At 52.2% G+C, this 18785-nt stretch carries 16 protein-coding genes, 1 tRNA gene, 1 pseudogene and 1 riboswitch; of the genes and pseudogenes, 2 read left to right on the forward strand and 16 right to left on the reverse strand.

What is annotated here, in order from left to right; translation table 11 throughout:
- Positions 1-27 precede the first annotated feature (27 nt).
- From HYD27_RS22485 to HYD27_RS22495, 3 genes are all read right to left on the reverse strand, one after another.
- The gene (locus HYD27_RS22485) at positions 28-1209 is read right to left on the reverse strand and encodes a phosphoglycerate kinase (protein WP_219218837.1); all 1182 of its coding nucleotides are present in this window, start codon (positions 1207-1209) and stop codon (positions 28-30) included.
- A 112-nt stretch (positions 1210-1321) separates the two neighbouring features.
- The gene (gene gap / locus HYD27_RS22490; protein ID WP_219218838.1) at positions 1322-2332 is read right to left on the reverse strand and encodes a type I glyceraldehyde-3-phosphate dehydrogenase; all 1011 of its coding nucleotides are present in this window, start codon (positions 2330-2332) and stop codon (positions 1322-1324) included.
- A gap of 116 nt (positions 2333-2448) precedes the next feature.
- Positions 2449-3501, reverse strand: a complete 1053-nt coding sequence (locus tag HYD27_RS22495) for a sugar-binding transcriptional regulator (RefSeq protein ID WP_219218840.1) — start codon at positions 3499-3501, stop codon at positions 2449-2451.
- A 393-nt stretch (positions 3502-3894) separates the two neighbouring features.
- Here HYD27_RS22495 and HYD27_RS22500 point away from each other — a divergent pair.
- Together HYD27_RS22500 and clpP are read left to right on the forward strand one after the other, a co-directional pair.
- Positions 3895-3969, forward strand: a tRNA-Arg gene (locus tag HYD27_RS22500).
- Between the two features lie 194 nt (positions 3970-4163).
- Entirely contained in the window at positions 4164-4760 is a 597-nt protein-coding gene (clpP, locus tag HYD27_RS22505; protein ID WP_038584671.1) for an ATP-dependent Clp endopeptidase proteolytic subunit ClpP, read from the forward strand.
- An 84-nt stretch (positions 4761-4844) separates the two neighbouring features.
- Here clpP and HYD27_RS22510 read toward each other — a convergent pair whose 3' ends face one another.
- The 13 genes and pseudogenes from HYD27_RS22510 to HYD27_RS22570 form a co-directional block, all read right to left on the reverse strand.
- Positions 4845-5483: a GDSL-type esterase/lipase family protein gene (locus HYD27_RS22510; RefSeq protein WP_219218842.1), complete on the reverse strand. Its 639-nt coding sequence runs from the start codon at positions 5481-5483 to the stop codon at positions 4845-4847.
- A 132-nt stretch (positions 5484-5615) separates the two neighbouring features.
- Positions 5616-6710 carry a PdaC/SigV domain-containing protein gene (locus HYD27_RS22515; protein ID WP_219218843.1) on the reverse strand — a complete coding sequence of 365 codons (1095 nt, stop codon included), beginning with the start codon at positions 6708-6710 and terminating at the stop codon, positions 5616-5618.
- Between the two features lie 293 nt (positions 6711-7003).
- Positions 7004-7759 carry an SIMPL domain-containing protein gene (locus HYD27_RS22520; RefSeq protein WP_219218846.1) on the reverse strand — a complete coding sequence of 252 codons (756 nt, stop codon included), beginning with the start codon at positions 7757-7759 and terminating at the stop codon, positions 7004-7006.
- 107 nt (positions 7760-7866) lie between these two features.
- A pseudogene (locus tag HYD27_RS22525) lies at positions 7867-8085 on the reverse strand (GNAT family N-acetyltransferase); the annotation flags it as partial.
- A 158-nt stretch (positions 8086-8243) separates the two neighbouring features.
- The gene (locus HYD27_RS22530; protein ID WP_019914358.1) at positions 8244-8513 is read right to left on the reverse strand and encodes an HPr family phosphocarrier protein; all 270 of its coding nucleotides are present in this window, start codon (positions 8511-8513) and stop codon (positions 8244-8246) included.
- A gap of 97 nt (positions 8514-8610) precedes the next feature.
- Positions 8611-9540 (reverse strand): DNA-binding protein WhiA, encoded by a 930-nt coding sequence (whiA, locus tag HYD27_RS22535; protein WP_219218848.1) that lies wholly within the window; start codon positions 9538-9540, stop codon positions 8611-8613.
- Between the two features lie 43 nt (positions 9541-9583).
- Positions 9584-10519 (reverse strand): gluconeogenesis factor YvcK family protein, encoded by a 936-nt coding sequence (locus HYD27_RS22540; protein ID WP_219218893.1) that lies wholly within the window; start codon positions 10517-10519, stop codon positions 9584-9586.
- 56 nt (positions 10520-10575) lie between these two features.
- A complete protein-coding gene (rapZ, locus tag HYD27_RS22545; RefSeq protein WP_219218849.1) occupies positions 10576-11475 on the reverse strand; it encodes an RNase adapter RapZ in 900 nt (299 codons plus the stop codon).
- A gap of 46 nt (positions 11476-11521) precedes the next feature.
- Positions 11522-12472, reverse strand: a complete 951-nt coding sequence (locus tag HYD27_RS22550; protein ID WP_219218850.1) for an ROK family glucokinase — start codon at positions 12470-12472, stop codon at positions 11522-11524.
- Positions 12473-12761: 289 nt separating this feature from the next.
- Complete coding sequence (gene thiC / locus HYD27_RS22555) at positions 12762-14453, reverse strand: phosphomethylpyrimidine synthase ThiC (RefSeq protein ID WP_219218851.1); 1692 nt, start codon at positions 14451-14453, stop codon at positions 12762-12764.
- Between the two features lie 215 nt (positions 14454-14668).
- Positions 14669-14775: riboswitch (TPP riboswitch) on the reverse strand.
- Positions 14776-14850: 75 nt separating this feature from the next.
- On the reverse strand, positions 14851-15804 hold the full coding sequence (gene trxB, locus HYD27_RS22560; protein ID WP_219218852.1) for a thioredoxin-disulfide reductase: 954 nt from the start codon (positions 15802-15804) through the stop codon (positions 14851-14853).
- Between the two features lie 19 nt (positions 15805-15823).
- Positions 15824-17557 (reverse strand): tetratricopeptide repeat protein, encoded by a 1734-nt coding sequence (locus HYD27_RS22565; protein WP_219218853.1) that lies wholly within the window; start codon positions 17555-17557, stop codon positions 15824-15826.
- Between the two features lie 270 nt (positions 17558-17827).
- Positions 17828-18778 carry a ribose-phosphate diphosphokinase gene (locus tag HYD27_RS22570; RefSeq protein ID WP_219218855.1) on the reverse strand — a complete coding sequence of 317 codons (951 nt, stop codon included), beginning with the start codon at positions 18776-18778 and terminating at the stop codon, positions 17828-17830.
- Between the last annotated feature and the right edge of the window lie 7 nt (positions 18779-18785).

An 18785-nucleotide genomic window follows, 5' to 3' on the forward strand; every position in this document is an offset into this window, starting at 1 on the left:
GGATTGCCTCCTTCTACCTTCTACGTCTTACTTGTCGTTCAGTGCTTCTACGCCAGGAAGAGCCTTGCCTTCCATGAACTCGAGTGATGCGCCGCCGCCGGTGGAGATGTGGTCCATTTGGTCAGCCAGGTGGAATTTCTCTGCTGCAGCTGCGGAATCTCCGCCGCCGATTACAGTATAGCCTTCGGTTGTTGCACAAGCCTGGGCTACAGCCTTGGTACCTTCGGCAAAGATGTCGATTTCGAACACGCCCATAGGTCCGTTCCAAACTACCAGCTTGGAGTTTTTAATGATATCAGCATAAAGCTCACGGGTTTTAGGACCGATATCAAGCCCTTGCCAGCCGGCAGGAATTTCGTTCACGTCAACAATCTTGGTGTTGGCATCTGCGCCGAACTTGTCGGCAATCACAACGTCTACCGGAAGCAGGAAGTTTTTGCCGAGTGCCTTGGCCTTCTCGATAAATCCAAGAGCAGCATCGATTTTGTCGTTGTCTACAAGGGATTCGCCGATTTCGAAGCCTTGAGCTTTGGTGAAGGTGTAGGAAAGGCCGCCGCCGATCAGAACATTGTCAGCCAGAGTCAGCAGGTTATCGATAACATCGATTTTGTCCTTAACCTTGGAACCGCCGATGATGGCAGTGAAAGGACGCTCAGGGTTCGACAAAGCTTTGCCCAGTACGGACAATTCCTTCTCCATCAGAAGACCGGATACCGCCGGCAGGAAATGGGCGATGCCCTCTGTCGAAGCATGTGCACGGTGAGCCGCGCCGAACGCGTCATTGACGAACAGGTCAGCCAGTTCGGCGAACTGCTTAGCCAGCTCAGGATCGTTCTTTTCTTCGCCCGGATAGAAACGGACATTCTCAAGCACAAGCACATCGCCGTCGTTCAGTTCAGCAATTTGTGCTTTTACCGCTTCGCCGACAGCTTCGTCAGCTTTGGCTACCGGTTTGCCGAGCAGCTCGGACAGACGCACAGCAGCTGTTGTTAAACGCATGGAATCGACGAATTGGCCTTTAGGACGGCCCATGTGACTGGCCAGAATGACCTTTGCACCGTTCTCAATCAGGTATTTAATTGTTGGAAGGGTTTCGCGGATACGGGTATCATCGGTGATCTTGCCGTCTTCCACTGGCACGTTGAAATCCACACGCACAAATACGCGTTTGCCTTTTACTTCTACATCACGGACACTTTTTTTGTTCATGATTAACATTTCCTCCACACCCAAAATTGGTCATTCACGAATCCATTTAGAAAGAGCGGAAACAAGGAACTTCTGTTTCCGCTCTATAGATGCTGCTTATGTGAAATCGATATTATTGAGCAAGCTTAGCGAAGTGTTCCAAAGTGCGGACAAGCTGTGCAGTGTAGGACATTTCATTGTCGTACCAAGCAACGGTTTTAACCAGTTGTTTGTCGCCGACAGTCAGTACTTTGGTCTGCGTAGCATCGAACAGGGAACCGAAAGTCATTCCCTTGATGTCGGAAGATACGATTTCATCTTCAGTGTAGCCGTAAGTTTCCGGATCGGAGGCAGCCTTCATAGCTGCGTTCAGTTCTTCAACAGTAACGTTCTTCTCAAGAACAGTAACCAGCTCAGTCAGGGAACCGGTAGCTACAGGCACACGTTGAGCCGCGCCGTCGAGCTTGCCTTTCAGTTCCGGAATTACCAGGCCGATAGCCTTGGCAGCACCGGTAGTGTTAGGGATGATGTTCTCGGCAGCAGCGCGGGCGCGTCTGAAGTCGCCTTTAGCGTGTGGAGCATCAAGTGTGTTCTGGTCGCCGGTGTAAGCGTGGATTGTAGTCATCAGGCCTTCAACGATTCCGAACTTGTCGTTCAGAACTTTTGCCATTGGAGCCAGACAGTTGGTTGTGCAAGAGGCGCCGGAAATTACTGTTTCAGTACCATCCAGGATGTCATGGTTAACGTTGTAAACAACAGTTTTCATGTCGCCGGTAGCCGGAGCGGAGATTACTACTTTTTTGGCTCCGCCTTTCAGGTGCTTCTCAGCCGCTTCTTTAGTTGTGAAGAAGCCTGTGCATTCCAGAACGATGTCAACGCCGAGGTCGCCCCAAGGCAGTTCTTCCGGATTGCGGTTCGCCAGAACCTTAACTTCTTTGCCGTTCACTTTGAAGAAGCCGTCATGTACTTCAACGTCCCCTTGGAATTTACCTTGGGTTGTATCATATTTAAGCAAATGAGCAAGCATCTTAGCGTCAGTCAAGTCGTTGATGGCTACCACTTCGATACCTTCTACATTTTGAATACGGCGGAATGCAAGGCGTCCAATACGTCCAAAACCGTTAATACCAACTTTTACACTCATTGAATAGTTCCTCCTAGATTTCGTTTTATTTATTCAAGACAGGCCGTTAAGCTTGTCAAGACAACAATGTTAAGTATAATGCATAATAACTTTGCTTGCTCCCTATATTGTGGAATCTATAGGACTGTCTGGAGCTGATTGTCGATTTCTTTGCCGATTTCGACAGCCGCCGCCTCATCGGTAACAAGTATATCCTCTTGCCCGAACCGCAGCATGGCATGGATGGCTTTGGCCTTGCGTCTGCCTCCGGCAATACCGATAACCACTTCGGTGCGGATAATATCCTCCAGGCGGAGTCCCATCGTCAGCATGGTATGAACAACCTGGCCCTCTTCATTAAAATAATAGCCGAACGATTCGGCAACCGCTCCTTCTCCCTGGATTTCCGAGACTGTCGCCTCATCCAGCTTGCGGCGGCGGGTCATTTCAATGGCATCGCCAATGCCGTGCACAATAACGCGCGATCTGCGGATGATCTGTACGATCTCGCCAATGTTTGCGTCAAGCGCAAGCGACTGGTAAGCATCTTCACTGAGTAAATCAGGTACATGCAGCAGGCGGTAATTGGCTCCGATCCGTTTGGCCATCTTTGATGCAATAGTGTTGGCCTGAATCTCCATGCTCTCCCCCAGCCCTCCGCGCGCCGGAACAACCCAAGCGTTCTTATAGGAAGGGGACAACGGCGGTGTGAGCTGATCAGCCATTTCAGCAAGCGTTGAACCGCCGGTAACGGCAATGGTATCATCGGAACGCAGTACACCAAGCAAAGCTTTGGCGCCTGCGCGCCCCAGCTCACGCTTCGTGAACGGCGAGGTCTCGCAATCACCGGGCACAACAATAACTTTGTTCAGACCATACGTTGTACGAATTTTCTCTTCCAGTTCATCCAGGCCGAACAGGCTCTTGGCGATCGGCTCCAGCAGGTCAAGCAGTCTGCGCCCGGCATCGCTTACGCGCATGCCTACGCTCTCGATCTCAATGAGCCCTTGCGATTTCAGAAGATCCGTCTCGGCGCGCAGCACCCGCTCGGTCATATCCAGCGAAGCGGCCAGCGTTCTGCGCCCAATAATGTCGGACAGCATGATCTGATGTAGAATCGTGTAACGTCTCTTAAGGGTTTCCATGAGATCAGGCAGAAGCTGCTTTTGGATTTCTAATAAATTGCGCATGCTTTCACTCCTGCAACTTCGTCTTCCTCTTATTCCCTTGTTCATGGTCTCAAAACGTCCCGGGTTAACTTTTTAAGTCCCACCCATATTCTACCCAAATATTACGCGAAGTGCAAGTCTTCCGAGAGTATAATTCTCAACCTCTTTTCATCTTATACATCTGCTGCGTCATGGAAAGTGCTGAAAGTCCCGCAATCCGCTCCTAAAAATCCGGCAAGCGGTAAAGGCGCCTTCGTCCATTAAAAAAGCTTGTACATCCTAAACATTGCTAATAGCTTTCAAGTGTCCGTTTCAGCTAGAATTCCCTAAATGAGAACAGGGCAAAGAAATCAAGAAAACAGTATGAGTATTAGATTGCAATTGAGCTATAAATAGTATATAATAATTTCTGTTGCGCCCGTGGTCCAATGGATATGACGTAGGCCTCCGAAGCCTGAGATCCAAGTTCGATTCTTGGCGGGCGCGCCATTATTTTCACTTTTGAACATAATTTAGCAGCCGTTATTTATAGTATTTAACCAAAGAGCCACTTGCCGGCTCTTTTTTTATAAACTAAGTTTGACTTTCTTTGACTTTTTGTTTGAATTTGTTTATCATGTGGTTAATACGGTAACAGTAAAAAATGAACACATTCGAAGAACCAATTCAAGGAGGTTTTCCACGTGAGTTATATTCCTATGGTAGTAGAACAGAGCAACCGCGGTGAGCGCGCTTATGACATCTATTCCCGCCTGCTGAAGGACCGCATCATTTTCCTCGGAACGGAGGTTAATGACGTGGTTGCCAATTCCATCATTGCCCAAATGCTGTTCCTGGCTGCCGAGGATCCGGAGAAGGATATTCACCTGTATGTGAACAGCCCTGGCGGTTCCATCACAGCGGGTATGGCTATATTTGATACAATGCAGTACATTAAACCGGATGTTTCCACCATCTGCGTGGGCATGGCCGCTTCCATGGGAGCATTCCTGCTGAACGCCGGCGCCAAAGGCAAACGCTTTGCGCTGCCGAACAGTGAAATCATGATTCACCAGCCGCTGGGCGGTGCTCAAGGACAGGCCACGGATATTGAAATCCGCGCCCGCCGCATCCTGAAGCTGCGCGACAAGCTGAACCGCATTCTCTCCGAACGCACCGGCCAGCCGCTGGAGCGCATTGAGAAGGATACGGACCGCGACTACTTCATGAGCGCTGCCGATGCAGCTGAATATGGCATTGTCGATAAGGTTATCGAGAAGACGCTTCCGGCAGGCGTATAATACAAGCTTTACAGAAAGAGGCTGCTATAGACCAATGGTCTATAACAGCCTCTTTTTGTTGTGTGTACAGCAAGCAACCTTGTATCATCCAAGCCGCCCGTAACCCAAAGCATCCAGCTTTCCGGCGATTACACGGTAGCCTCTCCCGCTTGGATGCACATGGTCCAGTGACAGCAGCCCACGCTCATTGCCTGCAAATTCTTGATAGATGGAAGCAAACCCGCATACGCTGCTGCTGTAGCCCGCAGCGTAGCCATTGAACTGACGTACCCAGTCTGACGCTTCCGTTAACTGGGGATAGGGATTATACAGTCCAACAATCCGGATAATGTAGGCTTGACGGCTGCCGTTCTTCAGCTGGCGGAGCGAGCCCATAATATTACCGAAGTTTCTTTTACACTCACTGAGCGCCCGTTCCAGGGCAGGAGACAGGTCACCCGGACGAAGCGAAGCGGCTTTGGCCGCCTTGATCAGATCATTCCCGCCGATGGACAATGTAATGATCTCCGCATCCTTTATCGCTTGGCGGAACATGGCGTCTCTGCTCAGCCGCTGCTCCAGCGCAGCCGTAGTCAGTCCATTAATGCCAAGGTTCGCTGCGCCGATCGGCACACGCAGACGCCCCTCAGCCAATCTGCGGTAGACCGGCACAAATCCGTTGCCCGGCAGAGCTCCGAACCCGGTCGTTAAGGAATCGCCGATGGCTGTGTACTGATAGCTCATATCCTTCCCTCCCCGCGTATAAGCTGGTTTCTCCTTTAGCTTATGAACGGAAGAGGCCCCAGGCAACGGAAAGGTGTCCATACACGGCATTAGCGGAGCCGGCTGTTCCTTCCTCTTTTCAGAAGAAGTTAGTTACTTCAGCGCTGCAAACGGGCTGCTGCCGTCGGGCAGCAATTCCTTAAAGGTGAATTCGTACGTTGGGAAGCCGGAAGCATAAGCTGTGTATTCATAGAGCTGGAAGAAGACTGCCAATTTCCCGTCCTTCACATAATAGTTCTTTTCTGTGTTAAGACCGCCAAAGCCGCCCAGGTACCCGCCTTCAGCCTTAATCAGCTTGGACAGCTTGGCATTCAGCTCTTTTTTGTAATTCGGGTTGGCCTTCAGCAAATCTCCGATTAACAGGCGTTTGCCGTCCTTCAGAGAGAATGTGAACGCATTGCGGTAAGTCATGCCATGAGCGCCGCCAGTGTAGCTGTATTGGTTGGTGATTAGACTGAGAATGCCATCCTGATTGTATGTGATCACATAACCTCCGTCGAACTCATACGGCCGGTCGTCTGCCGGTTTATTCGATATTTCCTTCTCAGCCTCAGCCGCAAACTTCGTGAACGTCTGCTTGATTGTGTCATTGATCAATTGCTCCGCCTCGGCGTTCGCCAGTCCGCTGAACTGCGGATATTCCAGCTTGACCGGAGCATCCGCACGGTCCCCCACAATGCTCTCCGTCTTAATGGCAATCGCATTCTGCGGTTTGCTTATGACATTCAGTCTGCCGGTAGCCGCGCTCCAGTCTCCCTTGTACCCCAGGTAATCGCTGATCAGGTCAAACGGAACGAACATCCGGTTATTGATATTTTTTGCCTCATATTCATTCAGAAAAAAATTGTTGACCGAAATCGAAATCCCGTAATCGGAGACCATCAGCCGAACCTTTGAGGTTCCTTTACCAAGGGTATAGGTTTTATTGGCGTTATCGTAGGTTAAGGGCATTCCAAGCGCATCGCGCATGAAGGTAACCGGGACCCATACTTTTCCGTTCTGAACCATACCCGTCTGCTGCATGATTTTCCCGTTGACCTTCAGCACCACCGGAGAATTATCGGCTTTCGCCTGTGCCGCGGCCGCCTGATTTGTCCCTGCAGGCAGAAGCCCCCCGCTCAGCAGCAAGCCTGCTGTCATGAAGCCCACTCCCCATTTACGTGCCTGTTCCTTCGAGATGCAATTCATAGTTATTTCTCCTTCCGCTGGTACGGTGATAGTCTTGATGTTCATTCGGAATACTTGAGAAACAGCCTGTCCGCCGCCCTCATTACACTCTTTCCATTATAGAGAATTCAGGAACAGCGGTTGTTACAGAGACCTTTACAATTTCTTAAAGATCGCGGACCCTTTCAAGGCTGCTTATTACATTTCTTTAAACAAAATGAGAGATTTCCCAACAATTCTCCCTGAAAAAAAATAAAAAAGAGGCACTGCCCTCCGCTGTAACCAGCAGAAGAAGCGCCTCTTGGGGGCATTGATTATTTCAGCTCATACATTACGCTAAGCTGCGTGGAGACCTTCACTTCACCTGGTTCAACAGAGGTTCCGCCGGCTGAATCTGCCATGGCTTTGGACATAGCCGCATTCTCCAAATACACTACCGGATTATTGCCGTCATCATTCTGCGTCACAGTAATGACCTGTCCCAGGCTGCGCTTGGCTGCCTTGGCAATAGCTCCTGCTTTGGCATCGGCGTTGGCCATCGCTTTCTCAATAACCTGTGCTTCAAAAGCCGAGGGATCTTCGATCGCAAACCGTGCGTTGCCGATGTTGTTGGCACCCGCAGCAGATGCAGCATCCAGCAATGCGCCTACCTTGCTCAGATCACGGTAGGTTACCTGCAGGGTATGCTGGGCAATATAGCCTTTAACCTGCTGTCCATCTTTTTCAGTATAGCTGTAGTTCGGTTGTACACTGAATTGTGTGCTCTGAACGTCTTTATCGGCAATGCCCCAGGTCGTCTTCAGCAATGTGGTCAGCTTCGTAATCTTCGCTCCGTTGGTCTTCTGTGCTTCTTCCGCTGTGGCGGCCGTAGTATTGACCCCGATAGACAAATAAACGACATCCGGCTTAATCGCGAGCTCCCCTTTGCCTATCACATTAACGACATTTCTCTGCACATCCTCGGCGAAAGCCTTTTCAGGACCTTGAAACACTCCGCTCAAAGCCATCCCCCCTATCATCAAGCTTCCCGCCAGCAGCACCGCTCCGAGCCTTTTACCCCATGTCTTCACGCTTGCCATCCCCTTTCATTCATTATAATTGTTGTTGGTACTCTCTAGACGGAACGGCTTGGCAAAAGTTGCATAACCGCCATGAAGATTTTTTGTACAGCTTAAGGCTACTGTCCGCTTCCGGTTTCAATCCAGAACCTCCGGATTACATTCCCGTCCGGTTCAACGAAATCTTCAATCTGCCGCCCTCCGTTGCCGCGAATCGTGCGTTCCGAAGCCGTATTCACCGCATCACAGACGACCAGCGCAAGGTCGATTCCCAGACCTCGGGCCTTCACCAGAGCCTGCTTCAGCAGCTCCCTGGCATAGCCCTTTCTGCGCTCGGACTGCCCCTGAAGCTCTGCCGATGGTTCCTTGAGAAACACCTGGCTGTTCATCATATTCATTCTCCTTAAGTATGTAAGTATACACTTGTGCTTCTGGAATTAAAAAAAGCCCCGGGGGGCTTTTTGGTCTACCATTTAAAAGTAAAGCCTTGCAACAATTACTGGTTCTCAAGCTCTTCTTTGCTGACAAGACTTGTCAAAGCGGTTACAGCTTGATCCGCATCGGCGCCATCCGCGCTGATATAAATCTCCGTGCCGGAACTGATCGCCAGGCTCATAATACCCATGATGCTTTTAGCGTTCACTTTTTTATCGTCTTTTTCCACGAAAATCTCCGACGAGAATTTGTTAGCTTCCTGCACGAACAATGCTGCCGGCCGAGCATGAAGCCCCGTCTTCAACCGTACTACTACCGGGTGCTTTGTCATGAAACGCTTACCCCCTATTTGAGATCTGCCCAAAAATTTCACATTAATTTTATAATATTATATCATTATAACCTCAACCACACTAGAAAAAAAATAATCATCCGCCCCGGACCTTGTCCGCCAGCTCGTCAATCTTGCGCAAGCGGTGGTTTACCCCCGATTTACTGACAGTACCCTTCAGCATTTCGCCGACTTCCTTAAGGTTAATATCCGGGTGGGCCAATCTGATCTCGGCGACCTCGCGCAGCTTATCCGGCAGGCTTTCCAAGCCTACCTCACGCTGCAGCAGCTTGATGTTCTCAATCTGCCGCACTGCCGCACTAATGGTCTTGTTGAGGTTGGCCGTTTCGCAGTTGACGATCCGGTTCACGGAATTGCGCATATCGCGCATAATCCGCACATCCTCGAACTTAAACAGCGCTTGATGCGCACCGATCAGACTGAGGAACTCGATAATTTTCTCGCCTTCCTTAATGTAAAGAATGAAGCCCTTTTTGCGCTCAATGCAGCGGGCATTCAGGTGAAATTCACCAGCCAGATCCACCAGCGCCTTACAGTGCTCCTCATACATTGAAGCAATCTCCAGATGATAGGAAGATCCTTCCGGATTGTTGACCGATCCCCCAGCCATAAATGCCCCGCGCAGATATGCGCGTTTGCAGCAGTTCTTGCCGACGATCTCCCGGTCGATTCCATCGGTGAAGATGAAGCCTTCGGAGACAATCCGCAGATCCTTGAGAATCTCCTGGACGCGGTTAGGAATCCGCACAATATAAACGTTATTCTTCTTCAAACGCATTTTTTTACGCACGAGCAGCTCGATATGGACCTGGTAATATTTCTTAAGCAAAGAATATACCCGCCTTGCAATCGCGGCGTTCTCCGTCGAAATGTCGAGAACTACCTTTTTGCTTGAAAGCTGCACCGACCCGTTCATCCGGATCAGCGCGGACATCTCCGCTTTCTCGCAGCAAGGCTGGCTCTCCACCATCGTCAGCTCTTTTTTGGTAAGGGCCGCAAAAGACAAGGGGCTCACCTCTTTCATGATCTAATCAGAATAAAAAACACACTTATCTGGAAATCCAATCCTGTACCAGCTGGTAAATATGCTGGCTGAGCTTATCTGTATCATGCCTCAGATAGGTCTTGAATAATACCAGCTTGTCGGCAATGACCTTATACCCGTTGCCGTCCACTGCATCGCGGTCAAGCTGTACCGGACGGGCTCCCTTCTCCGCATACTTGATCTGGACCTGCTCGGGAATTTCGCCATCGTTCACGATTACGTAATCGAATAAATGCAATCCGATGTGATCATAGACCGCCTGCAGGTGGTCACTGACTGTGTAGTTGTCAGTTTCACCCGGCTGGGTCATCACATTGCAGACAAAGATTTTGATCGCATCCGAAGCCACTACAGCCTCTGCCAGCTTGGGCACGAGCAGATTGGGAAGGATACTGGTATACAGACTGCCCGGGCCGCACAGGATGGCATCGGCATTGCGGATGGCCTCAAGCGCCTCGGGCAACGGTTCAACATCCGCAGGCTCCAGAAAGACACGTTTGATGACACCGCCCGCTTCGGGGATCTTGGACTCCCCGGTAATAATAGCTCCATCTGCCATTTCGGCATGCAGCACCACGGCCTCACCGGCCGCAGGCAGCACCCGTCCGCGTACGGCAAACAGCCGGCTGAGGTCCTGGACCGCAGTGACGAAATCACCGGAAATATCCGTAAGCGCCGCCAGGATCAGATTGCCGAGGCTGTGACCGGCCAGGCCCTCGCCGCTGCTGAAGCGGTATCTCATGATCTGGGCCATGAGCGGTTCTACATCAGCCATCGCTGTCAGTACATTGCGGATATCGCCGGGGGGCGGCATTTGCAGTTCGCTGCGCAGAATGCCGGAGCTTCCCCCGTCATCCGCTACAGTGACTATAGCTGTAATATCAAGCGGCTTTTCCTTCAAACCGCGAAGCATAACAGACAACCCCGTACCCCCGCCCATGACGACGATACGAGGACGCTGTCCCTGTTCTTCAGCCACTATTGACCCCTTCTCTCTTAATGCCGATCACGCTCGGAATCCCGGTGGCTGACCGCTACCAATTCCGTCTCGCTAACCCCCAGCATCTTGCCCAGATACTCAGCTATCGCCACGGAGCGGTGCTTGCCGCCTGTGCAGCCAATGCCGATAATAATCTGGGATTTGCCTTCCTTCCGGTATTGCGGAATCAGAAAATGAAGCATATCCAGCAGCTTGGTCAGAAACGTCTGTGTTTCCGGCCATTTCATTACATAATCGTAGACCTCGGTGTCCTGGCCCGTCTTTGGCCGCAGATGATCCACATAATGCGGGTTAGGCAAAAAACGGACATCAAACACAAGATCTGCGTCGATCGGAATCCCGTATTTGAAGCCAAACGAAGTAATATTGACAGAAAGTGTGCTTTTGCCCAAATGGGAAAAGCGGGATACAATCTTCTCCTTCAGCTGAACCGGCTTCATGCTGCTGGTATCCAAACACAAGGTGGCTGAGTTCTTCAGCTCCTCCAGCATCTTGCGCTCCAGACGGATGCCATCAAGCGGCATGCCTTTGGGGGCCAGCGGATGATGCCGGCGGCTCTCCTTGTAACGCTGTACAAGTACAGAATCCGTCGCGTCCAGGAATAGAATTTCGAAAGCGATCGTCGACTCGTCTTTGATATAGGATAGCGATTCCGACAAAGCAGTGAAAAACTCCCTGCCGCGCAAATCGATAACGAGCGCCACTTTGGCGATTTTGCCTTTGGACTGCTCAATCAGCTCGGCAAATTTGGGAATCAGCACCGGCGGCAAATTATCCACACAGAAGAATCCAAGATCTTCCAGGCTCTGCACAGCAATCGTCTTGCCCGCACCGGACATGCCCGTAATAATAATCAGGGTGGCACCACCGGGCGGTGATTGTTCCAGTTCGGTCATCGAAGCGCCCCCTCCCTATAAATAGTATATGAATAATTCCCGCCGCTTAAGAACGCAGCAAAAGACCCGCGGCACCAATAATACCCGCATCATTTCCAAGCTCGGCAGGCACGATCGTCACACCGGTCTGAAGCGGCTCCGGAGTCAGCTTGGCGAACACGCGGCGAACCTCGTCAAACAGAATGTCTCCGGCTTTGGATACACCACCGCCAACGATGAACACCTGGGGATTCAGCACCGCTGCTACAGCAGCCATGGATTTGCCCAAATAGAACGCAGCACGGTTCACGATACGCAGAGCCGCTTCGTCACCGGCCTTGGCCGCATCAAATACCTCTTTGGCGGCAATTTTCTCCACCATGGACAGCGAGGTGCGGTCGCCGCGGCTTACAGCATCATTGGCCATGCGGATAATACCCGTGGCAGAGGAAACGGTTTCCAGACAACCCATATTGCCGCAGCCGCATTGAATAGCTTCCAGATCAGGCACTACGGAAATGTGTCCAAGCTCACCGGCCAGTCCGGCAAAGCCTTGGTACACCTTGCCATTAATAATGATGCCGCCGCCGACCCCGGTGCCCAGCGTGTAGCACACACAGTTCTCCACACCACGGCCCGCGCCGCTCCAGGCTTCTCCCAGTGCAGCCACGTTGGCATCATTGTCTATTTTGACAGGCTTGTTCAAACGACCTTCCAGAATGGAACGGATCGGCACATCTCTAAAACCTATGTTAGGCGCAAGGATGATGATTCCTTCACGAATGTTCGTAAACCCGGCCAGGCCCGCTCCTACACCGGCAAGCTGATCCCAAGAGTACGGGGAGTCCTCCACAATCTGACGCACATACTTTTCGATATTATCGATGACAGCATCGACGCCATCTGCTGTCCCCGTAGGTCCCTCATAGGTGTGCAGCAGGTTCCCCTCGGCATTGCAGATTCCAACCTTAATCGTGGTTCCACCTAAATCCACGCCAACGTAGATACTTTCAGACATGTAACAAGCCACCTTTTTCTATGCTAAAATAGTTAATCCTACGTACCCACTATAATAGAAGGTATCCCTCCGGTCAAGGAGAGGCGGCACACCCGGCCATATGGGGATTTTTCATATCAAGCAGAAACGGCTTTGCTGTCCTTTTAAAGGACGGTACCGTTTCTGCGAGAAGTATCGGGAGGATATAAGGATACAGGTAACGGATATAGTTAAAATTCCCGGATACGAAAAAAAGCTGCTTCCCCGCCTTTTCAGCAAAGGAAGCAGCCTATTGAAATTCACACTATATTTACAGTGTTCTGCTCAGCCTGTAGGAATTACGGATATCGTGCGAGATCCGCATGCTGCAGAATTTGGGGCCGCACATAGAGCAGAAATGCGCTTGCTTGGCGCCTTCCGCAGGAAGGGTCTCATCATGATATTCCAGCGCCCGTTCCGGGTCCAGGGAGAGATGAAACTGGTCACGCCAGCGGAACTCGAACCGCGCCTTGGACAGCGCGTTGTCCCTGTCCTGCGCACCCGGATGACCTTTGGCCAGGTCTGCGGCATGCGCGGCGATTTTGTAGGTGATCACTCCTTCACGCACGTCATTCTTGTTAGGCAGACCCAAGTGCTCCTTGGGCGTAACGTAACACAGCATCGCTGTCCCGAACCAGCCGATCATCGCCGCGCCAATCGCGGAAGTAATATGGTCATAACCGGGGGCAATATCCGTAGTCAGCGGACCCAGTGTATAAAAAGGGGCTTCCCGGCAAATTTCCAGCTGCCTGTCCATGTTTTCCTTGATCTTGTGCATCGGCACATGTCCCGGACCCTCCACCATCACTTGAACGTCATGCTTCCAGGCCAGGGCTGCCAGCTCCCCAAGCGTCTCCAGTTCAGCGAATTGAGCCTCGTCATTGGCATCGGCAATGGAGCCCGGGCGAAGTCCGTCTCCCAGCGAGAAAGCCACATCATAAGTCTTCATAATCTCGCAGATGTCTTCAAAATGCGTATATAAAAAGTTCTCCTGCTGATGGGCAAGGCACCATGCGGCCATAATAGAGCCACCCCTTGAGACGATTCCCGTCATTCTTCCTGCAGTTAGCGGGATATAGCGCTTCAACACCCCGGCATGAATGGTAAAGTAATCCACGCCCTGCTCCGCCTGCTCAATCAGCGTGTCGCGGTACAGCTCCCAGGTCAGATGCTCGGCTATGCCGCCCACCTTCTCCAGCGCCTGATAGATAGGCACCGTGCCGATCGGCACCGGGGAATTGCGGATAATCCATTCGCGGGTGGCATGAATTTTTTTGCCGGTGGAGAGATCCATTATCGTATCCGCCCCCCAGCGGGTCGCCCATCTCATCTTCTCCACTTCCTCTTCAATAGAAGAAGACACTGCGGAATTTCCGATGTTCGCGTTAATTTTGACCAGGAAATTACGGCCAATAATCATTGGCTCGCTCTCCGGGTGATTAATATTGGCCGGGATAATAGCCCGTCCGGCGGCCACCTCATCCCTTACAAATTCAGGCTTGGCGTTCTCGCGGATCGCGATATACTCCATTTCCGGTGTAATGATTCCTTGCCGCGCATAATGCAGCTGTGTAACATTGCGGCCCTCGCGCGCTCTTAAGGGATGCCGCTGCAAGCCCGAAAAGGCTTCTGCCCATCCATCCCCGACCATTCCGTTATCCCCGGGCTGCACGGCTCTTCCGGTGTATTCCTCCGAATCTCCGCGCTCCGCAATCCAGCACAGGCGGTGCGGCGGCAGTCCTGTTCGAACGTCCGTCTCTTGTGCGGCATCGGTGTAAATGCCGCTTGTATCGTAGACACGCACCGGTGCATTCTCCTCATCCCCGGCAACGCCCCCGGTCTTGCTGAGGCTGATCTCACGCATTGGAACCCGAACATCCGGGCGCGAGCCCTCTACATACACCTTGCGGCTTGCGGGGAATCCTGAAAGATCGACCTCTTCCTTCTTCACTGATTCTGTCATTCTTATCTCCTCCTCTTTGCTCTAAGAGCAATTTGCAGATAAGATATCATGCAGCAGGCCGAAACGGCCGGGCCGTCCTTGCATAAGGACGGCACCGTTTCAGCGAGAATTAGAAGGATCATATATAGCGCAGGGCATATAAATCCTTATAATTCAAAAAGCCGCTCCACCTGGAGCGGCTTTATCAATGAACAGCCAAAGAAGGCTGTACCCAAAAAGGTCCGGCTCCACTTTCCTACGCTGGTATGATCCAGATCAGGTTCAAGGGTCCGGAAATTCAATTTTCCCGTCTCAGCCTATTCAGGCTCCCCTAGTGGGTATCTTATCTAATTAAATACAATTTACTTGGATAGGTATTTTTTGTCAACCCGCAAATTTTGCCGGCTTGCCCCGGCTGTTACTTATCCAGTGTTTCGCTCCAGTCATGAACCATAGAGCCTTCCAGAAATTTCTCGGCGTCCATGGCGGCCATGCAGCCCGTTCCTGCAGCCGAAATCGCCTGGCGGTAACGTGTATCCTGCACATCGCCACAGGCGAACACGCCCGGAATGTTGGTTTCCGTTGTTCCCGGATTTACCACAATATAGCCATTGGCATCCGTAGTAATCTGGCCCCCCAGAAACGCCGTGTTCGGCGTGTGGCCGATGGCGACAAACACACCGTCTGCCTCCACAAGCTCCTCAAGGCCCGTTTCATTGTTGCGGACCGTAAGCCCCTTCACCCCGGCATCCCCGACGGTGACTTCAAGCGGCGTGCGGTCCAATGCCCAGACCACCTTGCTGTTCTCCCGCGCCCGGTCCTGCATAATCTTCGAAGCACGCAGCTCCGGGCGGCGGTGGACCAGGGTTACGCTGGAAGCAAACCGCGTCAGGAAGCTGGCTTCCTCCATCGCGGAGTCGCCGCCGCCGACCACCACAATCTTTTTGCCGCGGAAGAAGAAGCCGTCGCAGGTTGCGCAGGTACTGACTCCGCGTCCGACATTCTCCTGCTCCCCCGGTATGCCCAGGTATCTGGCCGAGGCACCGGTCGATATAATGACCGACTCCGCTTCCAGCACCCCAAGACCATCCACGGTTACTTTGAAGGGGCGCTGCGAGAAATCCACAGCATCCACCCAGCCATTCTTAAATTCAGCCCCGAAGCGCTCTGCCTGCTTGCGCATGTTATCCATCAAATCCGGACCCAGGATGCCTTCAGGAAAACCAGGAAAGTTCTCTACCTCTGTAGTTGTGGTCAATTGTCCTCCCGGCTGCAAGCCTTCAATGACGAGGGGGCTGAGATTGGCACGCGCCAAATAGATTGCAGCAGTCAGTCCTGCCGGGCCTGTTCCAATTACAATAGTTTTGTACATTAGTAAGTCCTCCTTAAGGTCAGATATTTTCCGTAAAAGGCGGCAAAATTTCAGCTGCCGCCGCGTCCTGCGGAAGTCCGCATACTTGATGAATGCGCCGCGCATACCGGCTTACCATGGAGACGGAGACCTCGTAACGCTGGGCAGCCTCACGGTAAGTAACCGGATGCCCATGCAGCTTGGCGGTCAAATATTCAAGAGCCGCACACCAGCCCGCCGCATGCCGGAACAAGGGAACGTCCGGATAGAGCCCGCCTATGAACTGCTTCCAGAGAAGCTCGGCAGCCTTCTTCTGCGCCGCATCGTATCTCCGGTCCATCACGGCTGCCGTATGATCGATAATCCGCTGCCAGTCCTCTTTCCACTCCGGCGGCCCCTTATGGCCCGGTACCGCCGATTCCTGCAGCGTCCTCTGGGTTGCGCTCTCCTCCGGAATGCCGCCGATCAGCCGCTGCAGGCTGAGAAGCGCCGCCTCCTGCAGCGGCTCCTGCTCCACACTGCCCTGCAGCACCTCGGACATTTCATCGTCCTCAAGCCAGCGGAGCGCCTCGGTCACTTGCAGCTTCGTACTGGAGTCACCGTAGCGCAGCGCCCAGAAAAATGAAGCGCGCAGCAGCGGATTATTCCGCACTTCCTGGGTGAAGCTGTCCGTGTTGTCCTTCCACTGCTTCAGCTGCTCCTGAAAAGGCAGCTGGTAATTATAGCTCACCAGAGGCAGCTCTCTGCCTTCTGCCTGCGCCAGCTGCAGCTGCGACAGGAAAAATCTCGGCACCGCCGATTCCGGGTCCAGCCTTGCAGCCTGCTGCCAGCAGCGTGCAGCCTCGGTGTGAAGCCCGCTGTTGCTGGCCGCCGCCGCACAGTAATGGTACAGGCCTGCATCTCCGCCGACCTCTTCATCCTTCAGCAGGCGGCGGAAATGGCCGTAAGCCGTCTTGTGCTTGCCCAAAATCCCCATCGTTGTAGCCATTTTGAATACGTGCTCCTGGTGAAAAGGCACTGTAGCTTCAAGCATGCGCACCAATTCGGCAAGCTGCTCCTGATCGCCGGCATATTGCAAAAAAATAGCCATGTTGCACAATGCATGCAGGTTGCCCGGATCCAGCCTCAGCGCTTCGTTAAGACACTCCTTGGCTTTGGCGAAGCGGCCCATATAGAAATAGGCAAGAGCAAGATTGTTATGAGCTGCCAGGAAGTCCGGGATATTCCGTACAATTTCTTCAAGCAGCTTAACCGCTTGCGGAAATTTCCCCGCCTCCAGCAGACTCCGGGCCCGGTCATGCTCAACCACACCCTCCCGGCTGCGGATCCGAATCAGCGGAGCCGGACGGTTCAGCTCATATTGCAGCAGCTCCATCAGCTCCTCGGATTCTGCCAGGAACTCACCGTCCTCATCCTCCTGCAGGTAGGTTACAAGACTGCGTTCCGCCTCTTCAAAGCTTTCCATATTAGCGTAGTTATTAGCCATGTAGAAGTGGCATTCCGTCATCGAAGGATCAATCTCTTCCAGAACATGAGCCAAGATGCCGTTGGACGCTTCGTATTTCCCCATCTCGGATAATATACCCGCCATATTGCAATGATTCACCGGATTTTCCGGTTCATATTCAACAGCTTTGCGAAAATTCTTCAATGCCTTATCATATTGAAAGCGGTCCAAGGACCGTACAGCTCTTTCAAAGAAAAAATTGGCATCCAGAGTGACGGGAATCACGTTGACATTCTCGGCGTCTTTCTCTGAAGTTCTCTCAATCATGGAAGCAAGGCACCTCCCTTTGTACGCTTCCTTATGCTCACGAAAAATAGGAGAGCGGCAGCATAGCGCCTGCCCGGACTCCCACCTAAGTGCCGCCGTTTCCATTTATGGTCCCGGGCTGTCTCCACACAGTATACCACATGTGACAGGGGGATTCTCAAGCCGGGAAGTGACTCTTCCTGAGGAACAGCTTGAAACGACATAAGTGCAAGCCCCCACGATTGTTCAGCCCTATTCTTCTTGCCTTTGAAAAAAGAAAAGACACAGGAATTAAATTCCCGCGTCTCTGAACAGCTTATCAATAGAACCGCCTTCGATAATGATGCGTGTGGCTTCAGCCAGCATAGGTGCTACGGAGAGCACAGTGAACCGGCTGGAATGATCGTCCGGCAGCGCGATAGAATCGGTAACGACAATTTCATCTATATTGGGGTGATCCATGCGGCCCAGAGCATCCCCTGAGAAAAGCCCGTGCGTGGCGCAAACGATGCTGTTCTTGGCTCCCCGCTCCTTCAAGCCTTCCACCACATTCACAATTGTTGTGCCCGTATCAATCAGGTCCTCAATAATGATGGGTGTCCGTCCTCCCACGTCACCAATAACATGCGTAATCACCGACTCGTTGTGGGCCGGACGTTCCTTAATCATAATGGCAAACGGCGAATCCAGACGGCTGGCCAGCTTCTCGGCCATGGAGGCACGTCCCGCGTCGGGAGATACAACCACCAGATCCGTCAAGCCCTTCACCTTCAGATATCCGCTGATCAGATCAAGTGCCGTCAGGTGATCTACCGGGATGTTGAAAAAGCCTTGAATTGCCGCCGCGTGCAGATCAATTGTAATCACACGGGTAGCACCTGCTGTCGTAAGCACATCGGCGACCATCTTGGCCGAAATCGGCTCGCGCGGTGCGGATTTACGCTCCTGCCGGGCGTAGCCGTAATAAGGCACAATAATATTAACCGTTCTGGCCGATGCGCGCTTGGCGGCATCAATCATGACCAGCAGCTCTACGAACAGTTCGTTAATGGGATGCGCGAGGGATTGCACCAAAAATACGTCACAGTTCCGGATGCTCTCTTCATAATGCACATAAATCTCGCCGCTCTTGAAGCGGGTCAGCTTAATCTGGCCCAGAGGGGCACCCAGACGCTCCGCAATATCTGCGGCCAGCTTCGGATTCGACGAACCGGAAAAAATCCGCAATTGATGATGATGCATAGTACCC

Source organism: Paenibacillus sp. S150 (genome assembly GCF_019352175.1).
Taxonomy (GTDB): Bacteria; Bacillota; Bacilli; order Paenibacillales; family Paenibacillaceae; genus Paenibacillus_AQ.

What these genes read in the sequence shown, in the direction of transcription:
- HYD27_RS22515 (WP_219218843.1), bottom strand. Translation starts at nt 6,710, where the DNA reads ATGAATTGCATCTCGAAGGAACAGGCACGTAAATGGGGAGTGGGCTTC.
- HYD27_RS22485 (WP_219218837.1), bottom strand. Translation starts at nt 1,209, where the DNA reads ATGAACAAAAAAAGTGTCCGTGATGTAGAAGTAAAAGGCAAACGCGTA.
- HYD27_RS22530 (WP_019914358.1), bottom strand. Translation starts at nt 8,513, where the DNA reads ATGACAAAGCACCCGGTAGTAGTACGGTTGAAGACGGGGCTTCATGCT.
- HYD27_RS22550 (WP_219218850.1), bottom strand. Translation starts at nt 12,472, where the DNA reads ATGTCTGAAAGTATCTACGTTGGCGTGGATTTAGGTGGAACCACGATT.
- HYD27_RS22570 (WP_219218855.1), bottom strand. Translation starts at nt 18,778, where the DNA reads ATGCATCATCATCAATTGCGGATTTTTTCCGGTTCGTCGAATCCGAAG.
- HYD27_RS22565 (WP_219218853.1), bottom strand. Translation starts at nt 17,557, where the DNA reads ATGATTGAGAGAACTTCAGAGAAAGACGCCGAGAATGTCAACGTGATT.
- HYD27_RS22540 (WP_219218893.1), bottom strand. Translation starts at nt 10,519, where the DNA reads ATGGGCGGGGGTACGGGGTTGTCTGTTATGCTTCGCGGTTTGAAGGAA.
- rapZ (WP_219218849.1), bottom strand. Translation starts at nt 11,475, where the DNA reads ATGACCGAACTGGAACAATCACCGCCCGGTGGTGCCACCCTGATTATT.
- thiC (WP_219218851.1), bottom strand. Translation starts at nt 14,453, where the DNA reads ATGACAGAATCAGTGAAGAAGGAAGAGGTCGATCTTTCAGGATTCCCC.
- HYD27_RS22495 (WP_219218840.1), bottom strand. Translation starts at nt 3,501, where the DNA reads ATGCGCAATTTATTAGAAATCCAAAAGCAGCTTCTGCCTGATCTCATG.
- HYD27_RS22510 (WP_219218842.1), bottom strand. Translation starts at nt 5,483, where the DNA reads ATGAGCTATCAGTACACAGCCATCGGCGATTCCTTAACGACCGGGTTC.
- gap (WP_219218838.1), bottom strand. Translation starts at nt 2,332, where the DNA reads ATGAGTGTAAAAGTTGGTATTAACGGTTTTGGACGTATTGGACGCCTT.
- trxB (WP_219218852.1), bottom strand. Translation starts at nt 15,804, where the DNA reads ATGTACAAAACTATTGTAATTGGAACAGGCCCGGCAGGACTGACTGCT.